Consider the following 17,303-nt stretch of genomic DNA (forward strand, 5'->3'; position numbering starts at 1 on the left):
CCGGATCGGGATCGCCTCCCACTCGGTTCGATCTCGATTGCGATACCGATAGCACCGCCGATACCCGCGCTGAGCGCCGGCCGCCAGGCGCGGGACGAGCACGCCGTCGGCGCGCAACACCCGCTCACCGCACCACCGCAAGCTGCGGTCGGCCGCTCGCCACGGGCGGCGGCGGCGGGGCCATCACGACACGCTCGCGCTCGTAGACCACTTGCACGCCATCCTCACCAAGCAGGAGCGCGAGGCGCTTGAGCAGCGCATCCGTCGGGTTGACGCGCCAGGTGTCGGCGCAGCGTAGCCGTCCTTCGCAGCCGGGTCGCCGGTAGCACAGCCGCAGCGGCGTGCCGTCGCCGCGGAAGGGTTGCAGCAGGCGCAGCAGGTGCTCCACCTGGGCCAGGCCGGCGGCGTGCGCGGCGGCGTCGGCGAGGTCCAGGGTCAGCAGTAGATGCTCCGCGCGCTCGGCCCGCGCCTGTTCCAAGGTCTTGACGCTGCGGGCGACCAGGGCGACGCCGCCGGTGAATTCATCGGCGCGCAGGTTCCCGCTGATGACCAGGATCGCGTCGGGCTGCAACAGCTCCCGCACCGACTCGTAAACGTCCGTGAAGCAGGTGACCTCGATGCGCCCGGTGCGGTCGTCGAGCGTGAGCGACGCCATGCGCCCGCGCGCGGTCTTGCGCACCTGGAGCTGGTGCACGAGGCCGGCGACGGTGCGCAGGTCCCGGTCACCGCCGCGTAGTTGTGTGACATTGGACTCGCCGAGGCCATGGCTGGAGGCCAGCAGCTCGCCGATGCGCTGCGCGACGAGAAAGCTCAGCTCCGCATCGAAGCGATTGATGGGATGCCCGGTCAGATAGAGCCCGAGCGTCTCCTTCTCGCCCAGCAGGCGCTGGTCCTCGTCCCAGTCCGGCCAGGTCTGGGCGGCGATCTGCGGGTCCGGCTCGACGGCACCGGTGGGGGCATCCAGCAGCGCGCCGAACAGATCCGTCTGGCCGGACATCTGCTGCTCGCGCTGCTGCTCCGCCAGTTGGATCGCGAGCGGCAGCAGGTTCGTCAGCGTCGCGCGGTTGCGGCCGGTGACGTCGGCGTCGGCGGCACCCAAGCCGTCCAGGGCGCCGGCGCGGATCAGGGCCTCGAAGACCCGCTTGTTGACCTTGTGCAGATCGGCACGCCGGCAGAGATCCCAGAGGTCGCGGAAGGGGCCGTCGCGGCGGCGGGCGTCCAGGATGGACGTGATGGCCGACTCACCAACCCCTTTGATGGCCCCGAGCCCGTAGACGACGGTGTCCTCGCCGTCGATGGTGAACTGGTACTCGGAGCGGTTCACCTTCGGCGGCTCCACCACGAGACCCATGTTGCGGCACTCGTCGATGAGCGTGACGACCTTGTCGGTGTTGTCCATGTCCGCGGACAGCACGGCGGCCATGAAGGCGGCCGGGTAATGCGCCTTGAGCCAGAGGGTCTGGTAGGACACCAGCGCGTAGGCCGCGGAGTGGGACTTGTTGAAGCCGTAGCCCGCGAACTTCTCCATCAGGTCGAAGATGTGCGTGGCGGTGGCGGCCTCGACGCCGCGCTCGACGGCGCCCTGCTCGAAGATCACGCGCTGCTTTTCCATCTCCTCGGGCTTCTTCTTGCCCATGGCGCGGCGCAGCAGGTCCGCACCGCCGAGCGAATAGCCGGCCAGCACCTGCGCAATCTGCATCACCTGCTCCTGGTACAGGATGACGCCGTAGGTGGGCTTCAAGACGGGCTCGAGCTTGGGATGCGGATAGGCGGTATCGGCGCGCCCGTGCTTGCGGTCGCAGAAGTCGTCCACCATGCCGGACTGCAGCGGACCAGGTCGGAACAGCGCGACCAGCGCGGTCATGTCCTCGAAGCTGTCGGGCTTGAGCTTCTTGATCAGGTCCTTCATGCCGCGGGATTCGAGCTGGAACACCGCGGTGGTCTCGCAGCGCTGCAAGAGCGCGAAGGCGTCTGCATCCTTCGGGTCGATGCGGTTGATGTCGAGCGGCGGCTCGCCGGACTTGGCACGCTCGGCGTTGATGGTGCGCAGCGCCCAATCGATGATGGTGAGCGTGCGCAGCCCCAAGAAGTCGAACTTGACCAGCCCGGCCTGCTCCACGTCGTCCTTGTCGTATTGGGTGACGAGGTTGGCGCCGCCCGGCTCGCAGTAGAGCGCCGTAAAGTCGGTGAGCTCGGTCGGCGCGATGACGACGCCGCCCGCGTGCTTGCCGGCGTTGCGCGCGACGCCCTCGAGCTTGCGGGCCATGTCGATGATGGCCGTGACGGCCTCGTCGTCGCGGTAGGCGTTGGCGAGGTCTTCGCTCTCCTCCAGCGCCTTATCGAGCGTCATGCCGAGCTCGAAGGGCACCATCTTCGCGACCTTGTCGACGAAGCCGTAGGGGTGGCCGAGCACGCGGCCCACGTCGCGCACCACGGCCTTCGCGGCCATGGTGCCGAAGGTGATGATCTGCGAGACGGCGTTGCGGCCGTATTTGTCGGCCACGTAGTCGATGACGCGGTCGCGGCCCTCCATGCAGAAGTCCACGTCGAAGTCGGGCATGGACACGCGCTCGGGGTTCAGGAAGCGCTCGAACAGCAGCTCGTGCTCCAGCGGGTCCAGGTCCGTGATCTTGAGCGCGTAGGCCACCAGCGAGCCGGCACCGGAGCCGCGCCCCGGCCCCACCGGGATGCGGTTGTCCTTGGCCCACTGGATGAAGTCCGCGACGATCAGAAAATAGCCCGGAAAGCCCATCTGGCAGATGACGGTCAGCTCCGTTCGCAGGCGCTCGTCATAAGGCTTTCGGCGCTCGGCGAAATCGGGCGCGTGACTATCAAAGGTGCGCGCAAGGCGCCACTCGAGCCCCTGCCTGGCCTCGTCCGCGAACAGCTCGTCGATGGTCTTGCCCGCCGGCACCGGCCACGCCGGCAGGTAGCTCTCGCCGAGCGTGAGCTCCAGGTTGCAGCGCTTGGCGATCTCCACCGAGTTCTCCAGCGCCTCCGGCAGGTCGGCGAACAGCCGGGCCATCTCGTCGGGCGTGCGCAGGTACTGCTCCGGGCTATGCAGGCGCGGGCGGCGCTTGTCCGCGAGCGTCCAGCCGCCGTGGATGCAGGTGCGCACCTCGTGGGCGTCGAAGTCCTCCGATCGCAGAAAGGCCACGTCGTTGGTGGCCACCACTGGCACGCCCTTGGCAACGGCAAGGTCCACGCTCGCCTCAAGGCAATCCGCCTCCCCTTCGCGGCCGGTGCGGGTCAGCTCCAGATAGAAGCGCTCGCCGAAGGCGCCGAGCCAGGCATCTAGGCGGGCCTCCGCGTCCGCCCGGTGTCCGCCCACCAGCGCCCGGCCAACATCGCCACCGACGCCGCCCGAGAGCGCAATGAGCCCGGCACTGGCCTCCAGCACCCAGTCCCGCTGCACCTGCGCAATGCCCTGGTGCTGCCCCTTGAGATAGCCCTGGGAGATGAGGCGGGTCAGGTTCCTGTAGCCGGTCATGTCCTGCACCAGCAGCACGAGCCGGTGCGGCTGGGCGGGGTTGGCCGGGTCATGCACGGCGATCTCGGTGCCGGCAATGGGCTTGATGCCGGCCCCGAGCGCGGCCTTGTAGAAGCGCACCAGGCAGAACAGGTTGACCTTGTCGGTGACGGCGACGGCGGGCATGCCGGCGGCGGCAGCCGCCTTCACCAGTGGCTTGACCCGCACCAGGCCATCGCTCAGCGAATACTCGGTATGCAGGTGCAGATGGACGAAGCGGGCTTCCACGATGAACCGATGGAGAATCGCGATGATGGTCGGGGGTCCGGAGGATTCTACCCGGCCGCGACGCGCCCGGTCGGCGCACGGGCTCGGCATGGCGGCAGCGCGCGGTCCGCGACCTGAGCCGACCGACGAACGGACAGAGATCGTCCCGCAATTGTCATGTCGAGACCCTTACATCCCGTGTATGCTTCGCTCCCTGTGACGGTGCCCAGGACGCAGCGGGACACAACGGCGAGCACGGCAGCCATCAGCCCCAACGGTCACGACGAGGCTACAGGACGAGCGGGGCACGAGGCCTACCGAGCACCCGAACGACCTTTCAGGCACCGCCAAGCAGCGGCGTTGCAAGCAGCCATCCGCAAACCGCGCGGCCACGCAGGTTTGCACCGGCAGCCACGGTCGTCGCGGAAGAAGAAGAACCGGCGGCGCCCGCAGGCTCGGGGGCCGCCAAGACGCCCCCTAAGCCCATGTCGAACAGCGAACGCACACGCTTGCCGCGCCGCTGGTCGGACGCTTTCTGCCGTTCGCCAGTGTTGATCCTTGCCCTATGGTTCCTGCCGCTGCTCTTCGCAGCCGTCGCGCCGGTCGCCGCTTGCCCGGTGGCGGGCCCCGCGGCGCCGTGGATCGAGCGCTACCAGCGCCTGGCCGCCAACCAGCCTGAACACTGCACACCGGTGGCGATTCCGGCCGTGCCGGCATCGTCGCCGAGCCGCGCCTTTGCGCTGGCGCACCTCGACGGCGCCATGCAGGCGGAGCCCGGCATCGTTTACAGCCGCGACAACATCGTCGAGCGGCTCATCGTGCTGGCCGAGGACGCGGCGGGCTGCGTCCATGCCGGCGCCGCCGGGCGGGGCCTGCCTTTCGCCGAGCGTGCGGTGCTGAGCCCGCTCGCGAACGTGCGCATCCCGGCAGCGCTCGGCGCGACGCCGCCGGTCGCCATCGTCGCCGATACCAAGGCCATCCGGCCCTGGATCGAGCACCGCGCCGAGTCCGAGTTCCGCACCGCCGCCGCCCGTCATTGGATGCTGCTCGGCGGCTACGCGGCCGTGCTCGCCGTGCTGCTGCTGGTGGGCATCGGCTTCCTGCTCTGGCAGCCGAGCGGCTTTGCGCTGGCCTATGTCGTCTACCTCGCCACGCTGCAGGTCTACCAGCTCCAGGCGCTCGGACTCGGTCCCGCGTGGCTGCCGTTCTGGCCGGGGCCGGAGCACGCGCGGCTCACGCAGGCGCTGGCCATCGCGCTGGTGGTGCCCGGCATCGGCGCCGCCGTGCTGGCGTTCCTGCGGCCGGAACGGGGTCTGCGGCGCATCATCATCACCGGCATCGCCATCACATCGGTCGCATTCCTGGCCGCCGCCTGGACCACTTGGGGCTATCGCGTCGGCGCCCTCAGCCTCGCCATGCTCGCGATACTCGTGCTCATGCTGCTGTCTCAACGGCTGCTGGGCGATGCGCCGGACAGCGCGCCCACCGGCAGTCGCGCGGCACTGCGCTGGTTCGCGGCGGGCATCGGCGCATCGATGATCGGCGGCGGGCTCCAGGCCGTCTCGATCCTGGGCATGGGGGCCGGCACACCGGACGTGCTCGCGGTCGCCTTCGCGATCGGCAATCTGGTCGAGTCCCTGTGCTGGCTCATCGCACTGGCGCTGCATTTCCGCGCCGGCCATCTCGCCGACCGACAGCGCCTGTGGGCCGCTGCCTACCGCGACTCCCTGACCGGGCTGCACAACCGCCGCTGGCTGCGCGAGCAGATCGAACAGGCCATGCGCGCGGCGGAGCGCCAGCCCATGGCGCCAAGCCAGTTGCTGCTGCTGAACCTGGACAATCTGCGAACGGTCAACACCGGCTGCGGCCAACCGGGCGGCGATGACGTGCTGGCGAGCGTCGGCAAGACGCTGACGGGGCTGCTGGAGCACGGCGAATCCATCGGCCGCTTCGGCGGCGACGAGCTGGTGCTGCTGCTGCGCCCGGGTCAGGATGCCTGCGTCGCCGAAGGCCGCGCCGCCAGCATCCTTGCCAAGCTGGCCCAGCCGCTGCGTCGGGGTGATTGTGTGCTGCGGCTGCGCGCCAGCATCGGCATTGTCGGCATCCACGCGGGTTACCCGCGCGTCGACGACATCATCGCCGACGCGGCACTCGCACAAGCGGCCGCCCGCCGCGCCGGTGGCCACCGGGCCGTGCGCTTCGTGCCCGCAATGCGCCGCGCAAGCGCCGCGGCAGAGCAACTGCGCGGTGAGCTGAAAACCGCGCTCGCAAGCCCCCCGGAGCAGGACGGCTTTCTGCTGCACTTCCAGCCCGTGCTGGCGCTGGACGATGGCCGCCCGCTGGGCGTCGAGGCACTGCTGCGCTGGCAGCACCCGCGGCGCGGGTTGCTGAAGGCGGCCCAGTTCGTTCACGTCGCCGCGGCGGCCGGCATCAGCCGCGAGCTGGGTCATCGGGCGCTTCGGCTCGCCTGCGCAGCGCTGCGCCGCTGGCAACAGCAGCGCTGGTTCTGCGGCGAGTACCTGAGCATCAACCTCGCCACGGAGCAGGTGGGGGACGAGGCGCTGCTGACCGAGATCAAGCAGGCGGTGGAGCGCGAGGGCATTGAGCCCTACATGCTGCGGCTGGAGTTACCGGCCGCGTCGCTCGCCGAGACCTCCGCCGCCGTGGACGCTTGGCGCGAACGCCTCGCGGGCCAGCAGATCCTGCTCCTGCTCGACGGTTTCGGCGCCACCCACACGCCGCTCGCGGCGCTCGCGGACCTCGCCTTCGACAGCTTCAAGCTGGACCCGGTGCTGGCCGCCGGCGTCGCCAGCCAGGGCCGAGCCCAGAGCCTCGTGCAGGCGGGGGTCGCCCTCGGCGAACAGTTCGGCTGCCTCGTCATCGCCAAGGGCATCGAGTCGCAAGCACAGGCGGACCAATTCCATCGCCTGGGCTGCCAGTACGGCCAGGGCAATCATCTGGCGCCCGCCATGAGCGCGGATGACCTCGAGGCCTGGATGCGGCTATGGCGGGACCAATGCCCGCGCGACGATGTGCCGATGTCAGAGACCCGAATCCACTGACGGCGGCGACGGGAGCGGCTCGCTCGCCGCCGGGCCATGCACGGCCCGGGACGGCGATCGGCGCACCACTACTCCTCGGTGGCAACCAGGGCGCCGTTCCCGTTCGGTCCCTGGACGACCACCAGCTTGCCCAGGGTGGGGTGGCGGATGGTGGCTAAGCTGAAGCTGGCGTAGGTCCGCTCCTCCACCACCCGCCCCTCGTCCTTCAGGTCCGCGATGACCTGTGCGTCTGCGTCGATGATGCGCATGAGCTCACTCCACGAAGTTGCGAAAAGCCGCCGCCGAGCTCCGCGAGCCCGGCGCCGGCCCCGAGCGCAGGTGCGGCAACCACGCCCTACCTGCTTCGCCCGTATAGCACAAGCTCGCCGCCCGTGCCGGCACGCGACGCTGCGACGGTCGCGAACGAAGACGGGGGGCAGGATGCCCCCGCTTCGCGGCTCGCCTCGATGCCTTGAACTCGTATCGCCAAAGCCGACACCCATCGACCACTGAAGGGTCATCGTAGTTGTACACCGTGGTTTTGCTTATTCCAGCAGCGCCTTCAGCAGCGCATCCCGCGCGTCCTGATAGAACTGGGTATCGACCTTGGTCGCCATGTCATCGGACAGGTCGAACAACTGCCGGCGGCTGGCGACGGGCATCAGGACCGCCTGCGCGCCCTTTTCCACGGCCATCTCCACCAGGGTGACGGCATTGTGAACGGGTTCGATGGAGCCGCCCAGCGTGATCTCGCCGATGATGACCAGGCCGCCCCGCAGCGGCTTCTTGAGCAGACTGCTGCACAGGGCGATGAGCGTTGCCACGCCGGTTTGGCTGCCGGTCCTGGCGGCGTCGAAGCTGCGCAACTGCACGGAAAACTCATGGGCGCGGGGGTCCCGGTCGCCGACGAGCTGCACGGCGCGGGCGTAAAGATTCTGCGCGGCGCAGCGGACCGACTCCTGCAAGGCCGCGGGAGCGGGTTTGTTCAGGATGCGCACCCCGCTGCCGGGTCCCTCGCTCACCTCGATGCGATACAGGCCCGGGTGCTCGTCCTGGCCGCCGGGGCTCATGGTCCAGACCTGCCCCGGCTCCAGCGGGTCGCCGCCGATGCTGTTGTCGCTTGCCAGCTCCGGGGTGACGACGAACTGCTCCACCCCCGCCTCGCCGAGCATGTAGCTGAAGTGGGTGTTGCGGAACTCCGCCGCGCCGATGCGCTTCTGCTGCTCCTTGACCCGCCGGCGTGTTTCCAGCGCGAGGCGGACGGCCCATTCCAGGTCCTCATCGGCGATCTCCAGCTCCTCCGTGGACGCCCCGATGGACGGATACAGCAGCTTGAGCAGGCCACTCAGGGTCTTGTTGGCGGCGTTGATGTCCCGCCCGCTGAGCGCGCCGCCCAAGTGCACCCGTCCTTGCAGCAGAGTCAGGCGACTCTCCATCCGCAGGCGGCTGAAGCACTCGGACAGAAAGTCGCTCACCAGCCCGAAGTGATCGGTAAACAGGCCGGGCTGCATCTTCGGTACGTCCCAGCCCGGCAGGTAGCCGTGGATGCGGTCCATGAAGGCGGTGTCGTTGCGCATCTCCGGCGGCAGCGGCCCGAACAGGTGGCCGATGCGCTGCTGGTGCTCCACGTCCACGTCGAAGTTGCCCACCAGCACGATGGAGCCGTCGGCGCGGATGCTCTCCTTGCCCCGGCTGAACTCCCCCGACTCCATGTAGCCCTTCATGATGTTGACGCCATCCTTCTGGTCGAAGGACACGCCGGACACCTCATCGAAGCAGACCACGTCGTACTGGCAGACCAGGCCGCGCTGGCCCGTGGCGTTGTTGACGAACATCTTGGCCACCGTCGCCTTGCCGCCCGAGATCAGGTGCGCATAGGGCGAGACCTGCTGGAACAGATGGCTCTTGCCGGTGCCGCGGGGCCCCAGCTCCACCAGGTTGTAGTTGCGCTCCACGAACGGGACCATCCGCAGCAGCAGGGCATCCACCGCCCGAGGGCTCAGCCGCTCGGGCTCCAGCCCGACACTGCGCAGCAGCAAGACCTTCCACTCCGGGGTGCTGAAGGCGCGGCGGCCGCGGCCGAGCACCTCCAAGACGTCGCGCTTGGAGAGCTGGATGGCCCGCAGGGTGTCGATGCCGAATGGGCGACCATGGGCCTCCTGCGCGATGGCGGAGTCATAGCTCAGCGTCACTTCGGCGTAGAAGCCGCCGGTCAGCAGCCGCTCATGCTCGCGCACCTGCTCCGGGCTGATGCGCACGTCCTTGAGCCTGAGTCCCGGCAAGGTCGCCAGGTAGGCATCGGTCTTGGCATCGAGCCGCGCGCTGACGAGGTCGATGATCTTCACGCTGCCCTGCTCCCGGGCGCGGGCCTTGAACAGCTCCTCCTCGCCCGCCTTGACGGTGCGCGACGCAAGCTGGCGCTGGACCACATCCAGCCCCTCGGCGATCTCGGCTTCATCGGTGGTGGCGCAGTAGCGCCCGAGCATGAACTCCACCACGTAGGTCGGCACCGGAAACTGGCGGCTGAACCGGCGCACCAGGTCCTTGCGCACCATGTAGCCCTCGAAGCGCCCGGCCGCCTTCCGGTCCAGAGCGTCCATTTGCATATCAGTCACCTCCGCCGATGGTGGTCAGCACCCGGGCGAGCACCTGCCCCGCGGCGTCCAGAATCACCAGCGACACCGCCTCCCCTTCCAGCTCGTCGTCCGCCACCACCAAAGACCCCTTGCCGTCCTTGAGGGGCTTGGGACCGCCGGCGACGCTGGTCGCGGGGATGTTGGCCTTGCGGCGCAGATCGGCCTCGAGCCCGTCACGGGGTGGGCTCACCGTGAAGCGGCAGCGCAGGCCCAGCCAGCCGGGCGCCCCGATCTCCACGCCCGAGCGCTCCGCGACGCCGGCGGCGCGCTGCGCCCGCAGCACCGGGATCAGGCTCTCCTGCAGACTCACGCCACCGTGGGCGTATTCGAGCCCGCCAATGAAGCTCGCGACCCCGGGGCCGGTCGCGATGCGCACGTCCGCACACCAGGTCCAGGTGAGGGTGAGATCCGTGCTACCGGCGCTATCCGTCAGCAGGGCACAGCGCCCCCAGCGGGTCTCGGTGAGGGAGCGGTGCAGCTCGGTCTTGGGCAACCCGCCGGGCATCAGCAGCCAGCCGTGGTCGGTGACGATGCGCAGCCGTTTCCAGCCCGCATCGAAGAGGAACCGAATCTGCTCCATGATCTCGTCCAGCAGCACCGGCACCTCCCGCGCAAGGCGAATCCCGTGCTCGTGGCCGTAGTGGTCCAGGTCGCCGCACTCCGTCCAGGCCCGGCCGCCGGGGTCGCCCGCGTCGTCCGGCCCCAGCACCTGCCAGCCCAGCGCGCTGATCGCCCGGCGCAGCAGGTCCGCGTCGAGCGGACGCTCCAGCGTGCCGTGGGACGGGACGAAGTCCCGGTCGGTGTCGCGCCCCTGCGCGACTTGGGCCGCGGGGGAGCACAGCACCTTGCCCGAGGCGGTGACCGACGGCACCGGCGCCCACGCGGTCTCGACGATGGCCTCGTGGCCGTCGCCCGTCAGCCGCTCGGCCAGCTCACGGGCCACGTCGTACCGCAGCCCGTCCACGAATACCCAGCATTCGCCGCCCGCCTGGTAGCCGGCGCCGCGATCCTCCACCAGTTCCGAGCCGCTGTAGCCGTCTTGGCGCACCAGCGCCTGGAAGCGCTCGTTGGACGCCGTGAGCCACGGCAGGTAGACCGCCCGCAGCGCCGCGCCCACCGCCTGCAGGTCGGCCTTGGTCCGCGGCACGGCAAGGGCCTGCCGGGCCGCGGCGTCCACCTGCCAGAGCTCGTCCCGATAGGCTTCGGCCATCTCGCCGAGGCGCGCACCGCCGAAGGGCCGAGTCGAAAGGGCCGCCAGCCGCGCCAGCGGCTCCAGGGCGAGCGCCAGGGGTGCCTGCCCCAGCTCCGCCCAGAGCCAGCGCCGGCGCCGGCCGTGCTCCGTTTCGAGGTCGGCGATGCGCTCGGCCGCCGCCGTGTGGTGCAAGCCAGCGAGCGCGGCCAGGGCAGCCCGAAGCTTGCCCTCCGCCTCATCGTTGGCCCGCGGATAGCTGCCCAGGTCCGTGAACAGATCCCGCATCGGCGGGGGCTGCACCTGGCGCAGCAGGTCGAGGATGTTCGGGAAGGCACGCCAGGCGCCACTGTAGCGCTCCCAAACCTGCTCCCAGCCTCCGCCACCCTCGGCGAGGCGCTCCGCGGCCACCAGGGGGCCGTCCGCCTCCGGGTCGAGCTGCCAATCGCCCCGGCAGCGGCTGCGAAAGGCGTCCCAGCGCGGGCCCTGCCAGTCCGCGGCGGAGCGCTGCGGATCATTCATCCAGGTCAGCAGGTCCCGCACCGGGTCGGCGCTGAGCAGGGCATCGAAATCGCCGGCCTCCAGTCGCCGCCCGCGCAGACGCCCCACCGGCGTGTCCAGCAGCGCGCCCAGCGCCCGGAGCATGGCCGCCCGGGTCGCCTGGTCGCCCGACACGTCCAGTGCGAGACCGCCACGGCTGCCGGACAAAAAGGCGCGCAGGGTCCAGTCCCGCCCGTTGCTCTGGCTCCAGAACACGCCCCGATACTGAAGCTCCGCCAGCGGCTGGAGATGTCGCGGGCAGCCCTCGATGGCCCGCAGGTCCGCCCGGGAGACGCCCGGCAAGTACACCACCGGCACCACGCCCGACGGCCAGTCCGGCTCCTCCAGCACCCGCGCCAGCGCGCACTTGAGCCAGATCGCGGGGCCTTGGCGCTCCGCCGGCTTGTAATCGCCGAGGGTGAAAAGATGCGGCAGCATCTCCCGCAGCCGCGCTGCCGTGCCCTGCCACTGGCCGTCTTGGTCCGTCCAGAGCACGGCGGCGGGGCGGGCCTGGGCGGCGCGGCTGATGTTCGCGGCGCCGCTCAGGGATTCGGTGAGGCGGTCGAGGATGGTCTCTTGCATCGCTTTTGTCGGTTCCGTTGGCCGCCGCCGGACCGATCATCCCGGCGTGCGGCGAGGATGGTCAGGCGGACCGCGTGGCCTTGATCGTTATTCCGGCCTCCGTGCGTAGCCAGGGCTTCCAGCCCTGGTGAATCAGGCCCGGATAGCCTGACTACGCGGACGACCGCTGCTGTGGTCGGCGTGCTCCAAGCCGACCTCGCATAAGACATCACTGCTCGGCTCGCTTTTGATGCGCAACGTATTCGTCGAGCAGTTGCCGGATCATCTTCTGATACTCCGTGTGATGCTTGTCCGCCGCCGCCTTGAAGTACGCAACGGTCTCCGCGCTGAGATGGATGGTCACCTTCGTCTGCTCGTTCTTCAGAGCCAGCTCCTCCGGTGAGGGTAGAAAATCGGCCACCAGCCGAACCTCGCCGATGGGCTCGTCAGTGTAGCGAATGTGCTTGCTCATAGATCTTCTTGCCCTCGACGCACCCAGTCTCTCAGCCATCGGACCGATTGTCGCCGAGGGCTGCGAAAATAGTGAGCCGCACGGCGTGCCCGAGGTTGGTCAGCTCCGGCCGGCGCCCCGACAGCTCCAGGCTGGTCCGCACCAAAGTCAGAAACCCCTCGCCGCGGGTCTCCATGTACCGTCGCCCGGTCACCGGATTGCCGTAATCCCGCAGGAAGCCGGCCAGGATCTGGTTGCGGCGCACCGGCTGGCAGCCGGCGTAGAGATTCTCCTCGGTCAGCGTGTTGTGCAGGCCGCCCGGATTGCGGATCTCGATGCGGTCCTGGAACAGCGTCACGATGACCTGGGAGCCGGTGATCTCATAGTCCCTGTGCGCCAGGGCATTGACGATGGCCTCCTGGAGCGCGTGCTCGCTGTAGGCAGGCCGGTCCAGCCGGCCGAGACCGTCCTTCTGCGACCGGACCGCCACCAATGGGCTCATCCGCAGATACGTCAGCACGCCTTCAATCTGGTCCGGGATCGGGCCGGTGATCCGCTTCGTATCGACCGTGTTGCCGTCCGCGACGTCGTGATCGTAGACCGCAATGTCCACGTAAGCGCCCGGGAGATGAGCCTCGGGCTGATCCGCAAACAGCAGCAGACCGACGTTGCTGGGCCGCCAGGGCCGATCCTCCTCATGCACGGCGAGCTTGAGGTTGGCCAGCAGTCGCTCGTAGGGGAGCCCGGTCTCGGACAGGGCGCGGTCGAAGCGGTCCCGGTGGTAGCGGTCGAACCTATCCCGGCTCAACACCTCCAGCCCCGCGCCGAACACCGGCCGCTCCTCGAAGGGCAACAGGAGCTGCCGGCTCGCAAGCATCCGCCCCAACTGCTCCGGCGGAATCGGCTTGCGGTGACTGCTCACGCGCTTGAGGAAGCGCCCGTCGCTGGTCTGGTGGACGTAGAAGCGGGCTCTCGGAATGTAAGCCTTGAGGCACAGCCGGCGCGCACCGTCGGCGCCCGGCAGGTGGACCCAGTCCAACGCCGGCTCGATCTGGGGCACGCAATGATCCAGCGCGCACTGCACGACGAACTGCTCCAGCTTATCCCGCTTAGCCGGGTCGATGCCGACCACGTCGCCCAGCTTGTTCACGCCGAACACCACCAGGCCGCCCTCGGTGTTGGCCATCGAGACAAGAACCTCGGCGATCACCTTGCTGGCCCTTCCCTCCTCGCTTGCGAAGCGGACTTGGTCGCCTTTGAAAACCACCTCTTTGAATTCAAGGAGTGTGTCCTCGCCGGCGGCGATCTCGCTTAGCAGCTCGTCTTTGTCGTCGTAGAGCATTGGCCCCCACCTTTTGGCTTACGGCTATCGTCCGCGGCAGCGGTCAGAAGTGATACTTCTCGCGGCGCCGCTGAAAGGCCTCCTTGGAGCCTTCCATCACGTCTAAGACCGCGCTGCAAACATCGGGCCGATCCAGCCCGCCCACGGCGAGGAGACGGCCATGGCCGTTGCGGGTTTCTAACGCGCAGACCAGTTCTGCATCCCCGTTGACCGGCAGATTCGCATTGTGGGTCGCGAAGATGAGCTGGCGCTGGTCCTTCATCCGCCGGAGCATCGGCACTAGATCACGATAGATGAAACTCGAATCCAGCTCGTCCTCAGGCTGGTCGATGACGATGGGAGCGTTGCCCTGGGCCAGCAACAGCGCCAGGGCGGCCGTATTGCGCTGCCCATCCGACAGCCCCCCGTCCTGGATGGAGCCGGCGCGGGAGCCGTCGGCACGATAGAGCGTCACGTCCACCAAGTCCGGCACCCGCTTGAGCAGCGTGTTCTCCCACTGGGAAAGCATCTCTGTTGAGCGAACGTGTCCTTTCAGCTCATCAAGCCAATCCGCAAGGTCGCCGGAGGCTGACTGCGATTTCGAGAACAAATTGAGCAGCGCGAGCCAGGGTGAATCAGCATCGACATCCCTCGCGTAATCAAAGACGGCATCCCCGAGAAACTCCCATTGCTTTGCCAACTTCGTCCTGCGATCCTTCGGCGCAAGCCCATTCCAGATCGCGTCGAAGGCCATGCGGTCGCCGGAGTAGCGCACCGTGACCTCCAAGAACCGTTGCTGCAAAGCGGCGCTCTCGCGATTCGCCTCGTTCGCAGCCTCTTGGCGAAGCCGATGCTGTTCCCGCCAGACTCGAAGGAGGTCGCGGTAACGGTCTTTCAAGGGCGCCACCGCCGTCGCCAAGGCATCAAGCTTACGCTGCTTGCCTTCGAGGTCTGCCTGTTTCACCCGCAGATCCCGATCGATCTCCTGGACTCTGGCGACCTCCTCGGGTGAAAGGCCCTGTGCCTTGCAGGCCTCGGCAAACTCCGAATCCGCTTTGGCAAGTGCATCAGCGATGCCTGGCCAATCCACATCTTTGTCGAACAGGTTAACAATCTCCTGCTGATAGGTCTCAACGGCGGTCATGATGGAAGCCAGCAACCTCTGCTTCGCCTCCTCAACCTTGCTGTCCAAGACCTTGAACCACTCGCCGTGCGGCCAGGTGTCGGCAACGGACCCGATCGGAGAATGGCTCACGACGAAGTCCTCGGCCAGTTCGACCCAAGCTTGCGGCTCGATCGACTTAGCCCGAACACGTTCGACCAGTTTCAGCTCCGCCTGAAGAGACTGATGGGCCTGGGCCGCCGCCTGAAGCCCAGCACGGGCGCTGCGCTGGCGTGTCAGCTCCGCGACCTCCTGCGAGAGCCGCTGATGCTCGCCCTTGACCACGGCCTGCTCGCGCCGGGTTTGAAACAGGCTGCCGATCTCGGCCCGCAGTTCCCGCTCGCGGGCATCGAGAGCATCGATCTCGGCGCGTCTCAAGTTGTCGATGAGGGGCAGCAGGTTGTTGCTGTCCTTGTCGGTGAGTTGGGTGAGCTGTTGCTGACTGAAGAAGCGCACCGGCAGTCCGCGGAAGAAGGTCTCAGCGTCCACGACCTCTCGTCCTGCGACGCTCGCTTCCCCGGATGTGAGCACCAGCTCGTCCTCGACGCCGTCGCGGCTGCGCCAACGAACCCGCACTCGGGAGCTGGGCGCGGCGAGCGTCTTGCGGATGCGCTGAATTTTCTCCTTGGTGCGGTCATCCTGGACGTGATTCGCTCCATCCTTGCGAAGGGCCAACCGCAAGTACTCCAACAGTGTCGACTTGCCGCTGCCGCGACCGCCAATGATGCAGTTGAGATTGGGGGAGAAATCGACCTCCTGATCCTCGACGAAGGCCGCCCCCTCCACGCTTAGGGACAGGATACGGGCGTGAAACTGCCGGTCCAGCGGATTGACGTCGGTCGCCGGGTCATCCGGAAGCCGAATACGGGACTCGTGGTCCAAGAAAGCCTGGCGCAGTGACTCGATTGAGGGGGCCGACATCTTGATCCATGTGTAGCGCTTGCCTAGCGGGTTCTCCGAGTTCTCGTCCGCCCGCAAGGCTTTGGCGTCCGATGCCATCACGCAGGCGATGGATCGCCGCCGACGCCACGCAGGATCGCAGTTATCACCGGCCCCGAACAGCTTCTGGAATCCACGAGACATCTTGGAAACCGGCTTAGGGACTTCGACCGCGAGCAAATCAGGATTCAGAAACTCCTCTTGCTGGAGCCAGTCGCTGATTTTATCTGTATCGAAGAGGCCGTCGGCAGCCATGATATGGGGGAGTATGACCAGACCGCGTTGTCTCCCCAATGAGTCCTTTCCTTGAACTACCTCGATAATCCTGGGAAGCCGCTCTCTGGACTTTGCGAGAACGCCGTTCTGCACACGGGGAAACGGAACTCCGCACTCGGTCAGGTAGTGATCTATCTCTTCGAGGTCGGCTCCTGATTCGAAAAACGCAAGGACGTGGCAGCCCTTGCCAACGTCTGCCTCGAACTCGAAACCAGGAAACAGCACCAATCTGTAGCCGTATTCCCCCGAGATTGCATTGATCGCCTGTTGCAGGTAAGGAATGAACCCCTTCGACAGGAAGTTATGATCCGTTACCGCGATGACTTCGAGACCGATCTCGTAACAGCGGCGAATGTACGCTTCAGCGGCGGCGCGTTGGGCCTCGTCCCCCTCCGCCATTGGGGCGCCCCGCCAGTTCGCCCCATCCGCCGGTGTTTGGACCTGAAGATCGCACTTGAACCAACGCATGCCCTGGTAGCCGCTCATACGGCGCCCCGCGCCGCGCGCTTCTCGGCCAGGCTGAGGTGGTGGTCGTTGATGCGGTCGCCGTTGAACAGGGGGTACCAGGGGGCGCTCTCCACGTCCTTGCCGCGGTCCTTCTTCCAGTGAATGTTGGGCTTGGCGCGGAGCACGCCGGCGCCGCGCTTGGCCACGTCGCCGGCGAGCAGGAAGGGGCGGATGTTGAGGCGCACGCCGTCGTTCGGGTCCGGCTCCCAGCCGATGGGCTGCTGGGCGAGGGGCTTCCAGCGCACGAAGATGTCGAGCGGGGCCTCGCCTTCCAGGATGGCTTCCAGCTTGGCCTTGAGGTTGCGGGCGGCGGCGAGGCGCTCGTCGGCGCCCTGCACGCCGTCGGCGGCGGCGCGTTCCTGGGCGCGGAGCCAGTCGCCGAGGTAGGTGTAGATGAGCCGCTCCAGGTTGGCGCGGTCGAGCTTGTGGTAGTTCACCAGGGCCCCGAAGCCGTCTTTTTGGCCGTCCCAGATGTGCCAGATGAAGGGGCGGTTGTGGAACAGCTTGCAGTGCTGCTCGAAGAAGAAGTCCCGTAGCCAGAGGTCCAGGGTCTTGCCGGCGGCGCCGGACGCGGCGAGGAGGCGCCCGAGGGTGCCCGCGGTCCAGTCGTCGCCGTAGGCGGCCATCAGCAGCCGCAGCAGCCGCTCGTGGGCCGCGGGCTCACCGCGGATGGCCGGCAGGCAGACGATGCCGTCGTCGTCGCCGAAGGGGTCTAGCTTGCGGGCCTGGGCGACGAGGGCGCGGGATTCGTCCGAAAGCTCGATCCCCTCACCCCCGGCCCCTCTCCCAGAGGGAGAGGGGAGTGAAGAGAGACCCTGCTTCCCTGGCAACGCCGATGGCTCCGAAAAGCCCCTCTCCCCCCTGGGAGAGCGGTTTTGGGGTGAGGGTCCCCGAAAAGCCCCTCTCCCCCTGGGACAGCGGTTTTGGGGTGAGGGTCCCGAAAG

The 17,303-nt window shown here is 68.0% G+C and carries 9 protein-coding genes; 1 reads left to right on the plus strand and 8 read right to left on the minus strand.

The genetic code is table 11. The annotated features are described in order from the left end of the window. Positions 1-124: 124 nt before the first annotated feature. Complete coding sequence (gene dnaE / locus ML01_RS22740) at positions 125-3,757, minus strand: DNA polymerase III subunit alpha (RefSeq protein ID WP_058557691.1); 3,633 nt, start codon at positions 3,755-3,757, stop codon at positions 125-127. Between the two features lie 527 nt (positions 3,758-4,284). On the opposite strand from dnaE, the gene ML01_RS22745 reads away from it, so the two are divergent. Further along, positions 4,285-6,798 (plus strand): EAL domain-containing protein, encoded by a 2,514-nt coding sequence (locus tag ML01_RS22745; protein WP_216819255.1) that lies wholly within the window; start codon positions 4,285-4,287, stop codon positions 6,796-6,798. A 68-nt stretch (positions 6,799-6,866) separates the two neighbouring features. On the opposite strand, the gene ML01_RS22750 is transcribed toward ML01_RS22745, so the two are convergent. From ML01_RS22750 to ML01_RS22780, 7 genes are all read right to left on the minus strand, one after another. Beyond that, positions 6,867-7,046 (minus strand): hypothetical protein, encoded by a 180-nt coding sequence (locus ML01_RS22750; protein WP_058557683.1) that lies wholly within the window; start codon positions 7,044-7,046, stop codon positions 6,867-6,869. Positions 7,047-7,322: 276 nt separating this feature from the next. Next, complete coding sequence (brxL, locus tag ML01_RS22755) at positions 7,323-9,383, minus strand: protease Lon-related BREX system protein BrxL (protein ID WP_058557684.1); 2,061 nt, start codon at positions 9,381-9,383, stop codon at positions 7,323-7,325. A gap of 1 nt (position 9,384) precedes the next feature. Next, on the minus strand, positions 9,385-11,724 hold the full coding sequence (pglZ, locus tag ML01_RS22760) for a BREX-1 system phosphatase PglZ type B (protein WP_156427926.1): 2,340 nt from the start codon (positions 11,722-11,724) through the stop codon (positions 9,385-9,387). 208 nt (positions 11,725-11,932) lie between these two features. Next, complete coding sequence (locus ML01_RS22765) at positions 11,933-12,175, minus strand: BrnA antitoxin family protein (RefSeq protein ID WP_058557685.1); 243 nt, start codon at positions 12,173-12,175, stop codon at positions 11,933-11,935. Positions 12,176-12,206: 31 nt separating this feature from the next. Next, on the minus strand, positions 12,207-13,496 hold the full coding sequence (locus ML01_RS22770) for an ATP-binding protein (protein ID WP_058557686.1): 1,290 nt from the start codon (positions 13,494-13,496) through the stop codon (positions 12,207-12,209). 43 nt (positions 13,497-13,539) lie between these two features. After that, positions 13,540-16,338, minus strand: a complete 2,799-nt coding sequence (locus tag ML01_RS22775; RefSeq protein ID WP_058557687.1) for a TrlF family AAA-like ATPase — start codon at positions 16,336-16,338, stop codon at positions 13,540-13,542. After that, positions 16,335-17,189, minus strand: coding sequence for a hypothetical protein (locus tag ML01_RS22780; RefSeq protein ID WP_216819256.1), 855 nt, complete (start codon positions 17,187-17,189; stop codon positions 16,335-16,337). Before ML01_RS22780 ends, ML01_RS22775 begins: the two co-directional genes overlap by 4 nt. Between the last annotated feature and the right edge of the window lie 114 nt (positions 17,190-17,303).

The organism is Thiohalocapsa sp. ML1 (assembly GCF_001469165.1).
GTDB lineage: Bacteria > Pseudomonadota > Gammaproteobacteria > Chromatiales > Chromatiaceae > Thiohalocapsa.

What these genes read in the sequence shown, in the direction of transcription:
- pglZ (WP_156427926.1), bottom strand. Translation starts at nt 11,724, where the DNA reads ATGCAAGAGACCATCCTCGACCGCCTCACCGAATCCCTGAGCGGCGCC.
- brxL (WP_058557684.1), bottom strand. Translation starts at nt 9,383, where the DNA reads ATGCAAATGGACGCTCTGGACCGGAAGGCGGCCGGGCGCTTCGAGGGC.
- ML01_RS22770 (WP_058557686.1), bottom strand. Translation starts at nt 13,496, where the DNA reads ATGCTCTACGACGACAAAGACGAGCTGCTAAGCGAGATCGCCGCCGGC.
- ML01_RS22765 (WP_058557685.1), bottom strand. Translation starts at nt 12,175, where the DNA reads ATGAGCAAGCACATTCGCTACACTGACGAGCCCATCGGCGAGGTTCGG.
- ML01_RS22750 (WP_058557683.1), bottom strand. Translation starts at nt 7,046, where the DNA reads ATGCGCATCATCGACGCAGACGCACAGGTCATCGCGGACCTGAAGGAC.
- ML01_RS22775 (WP_058557687.1), bottom strand. Translation starts at nt 16,338, where the DNA reads ATGAGCGGCTACCAGGGCATGCGTTGGTTCAAGTGCGATCTTCAGGTC.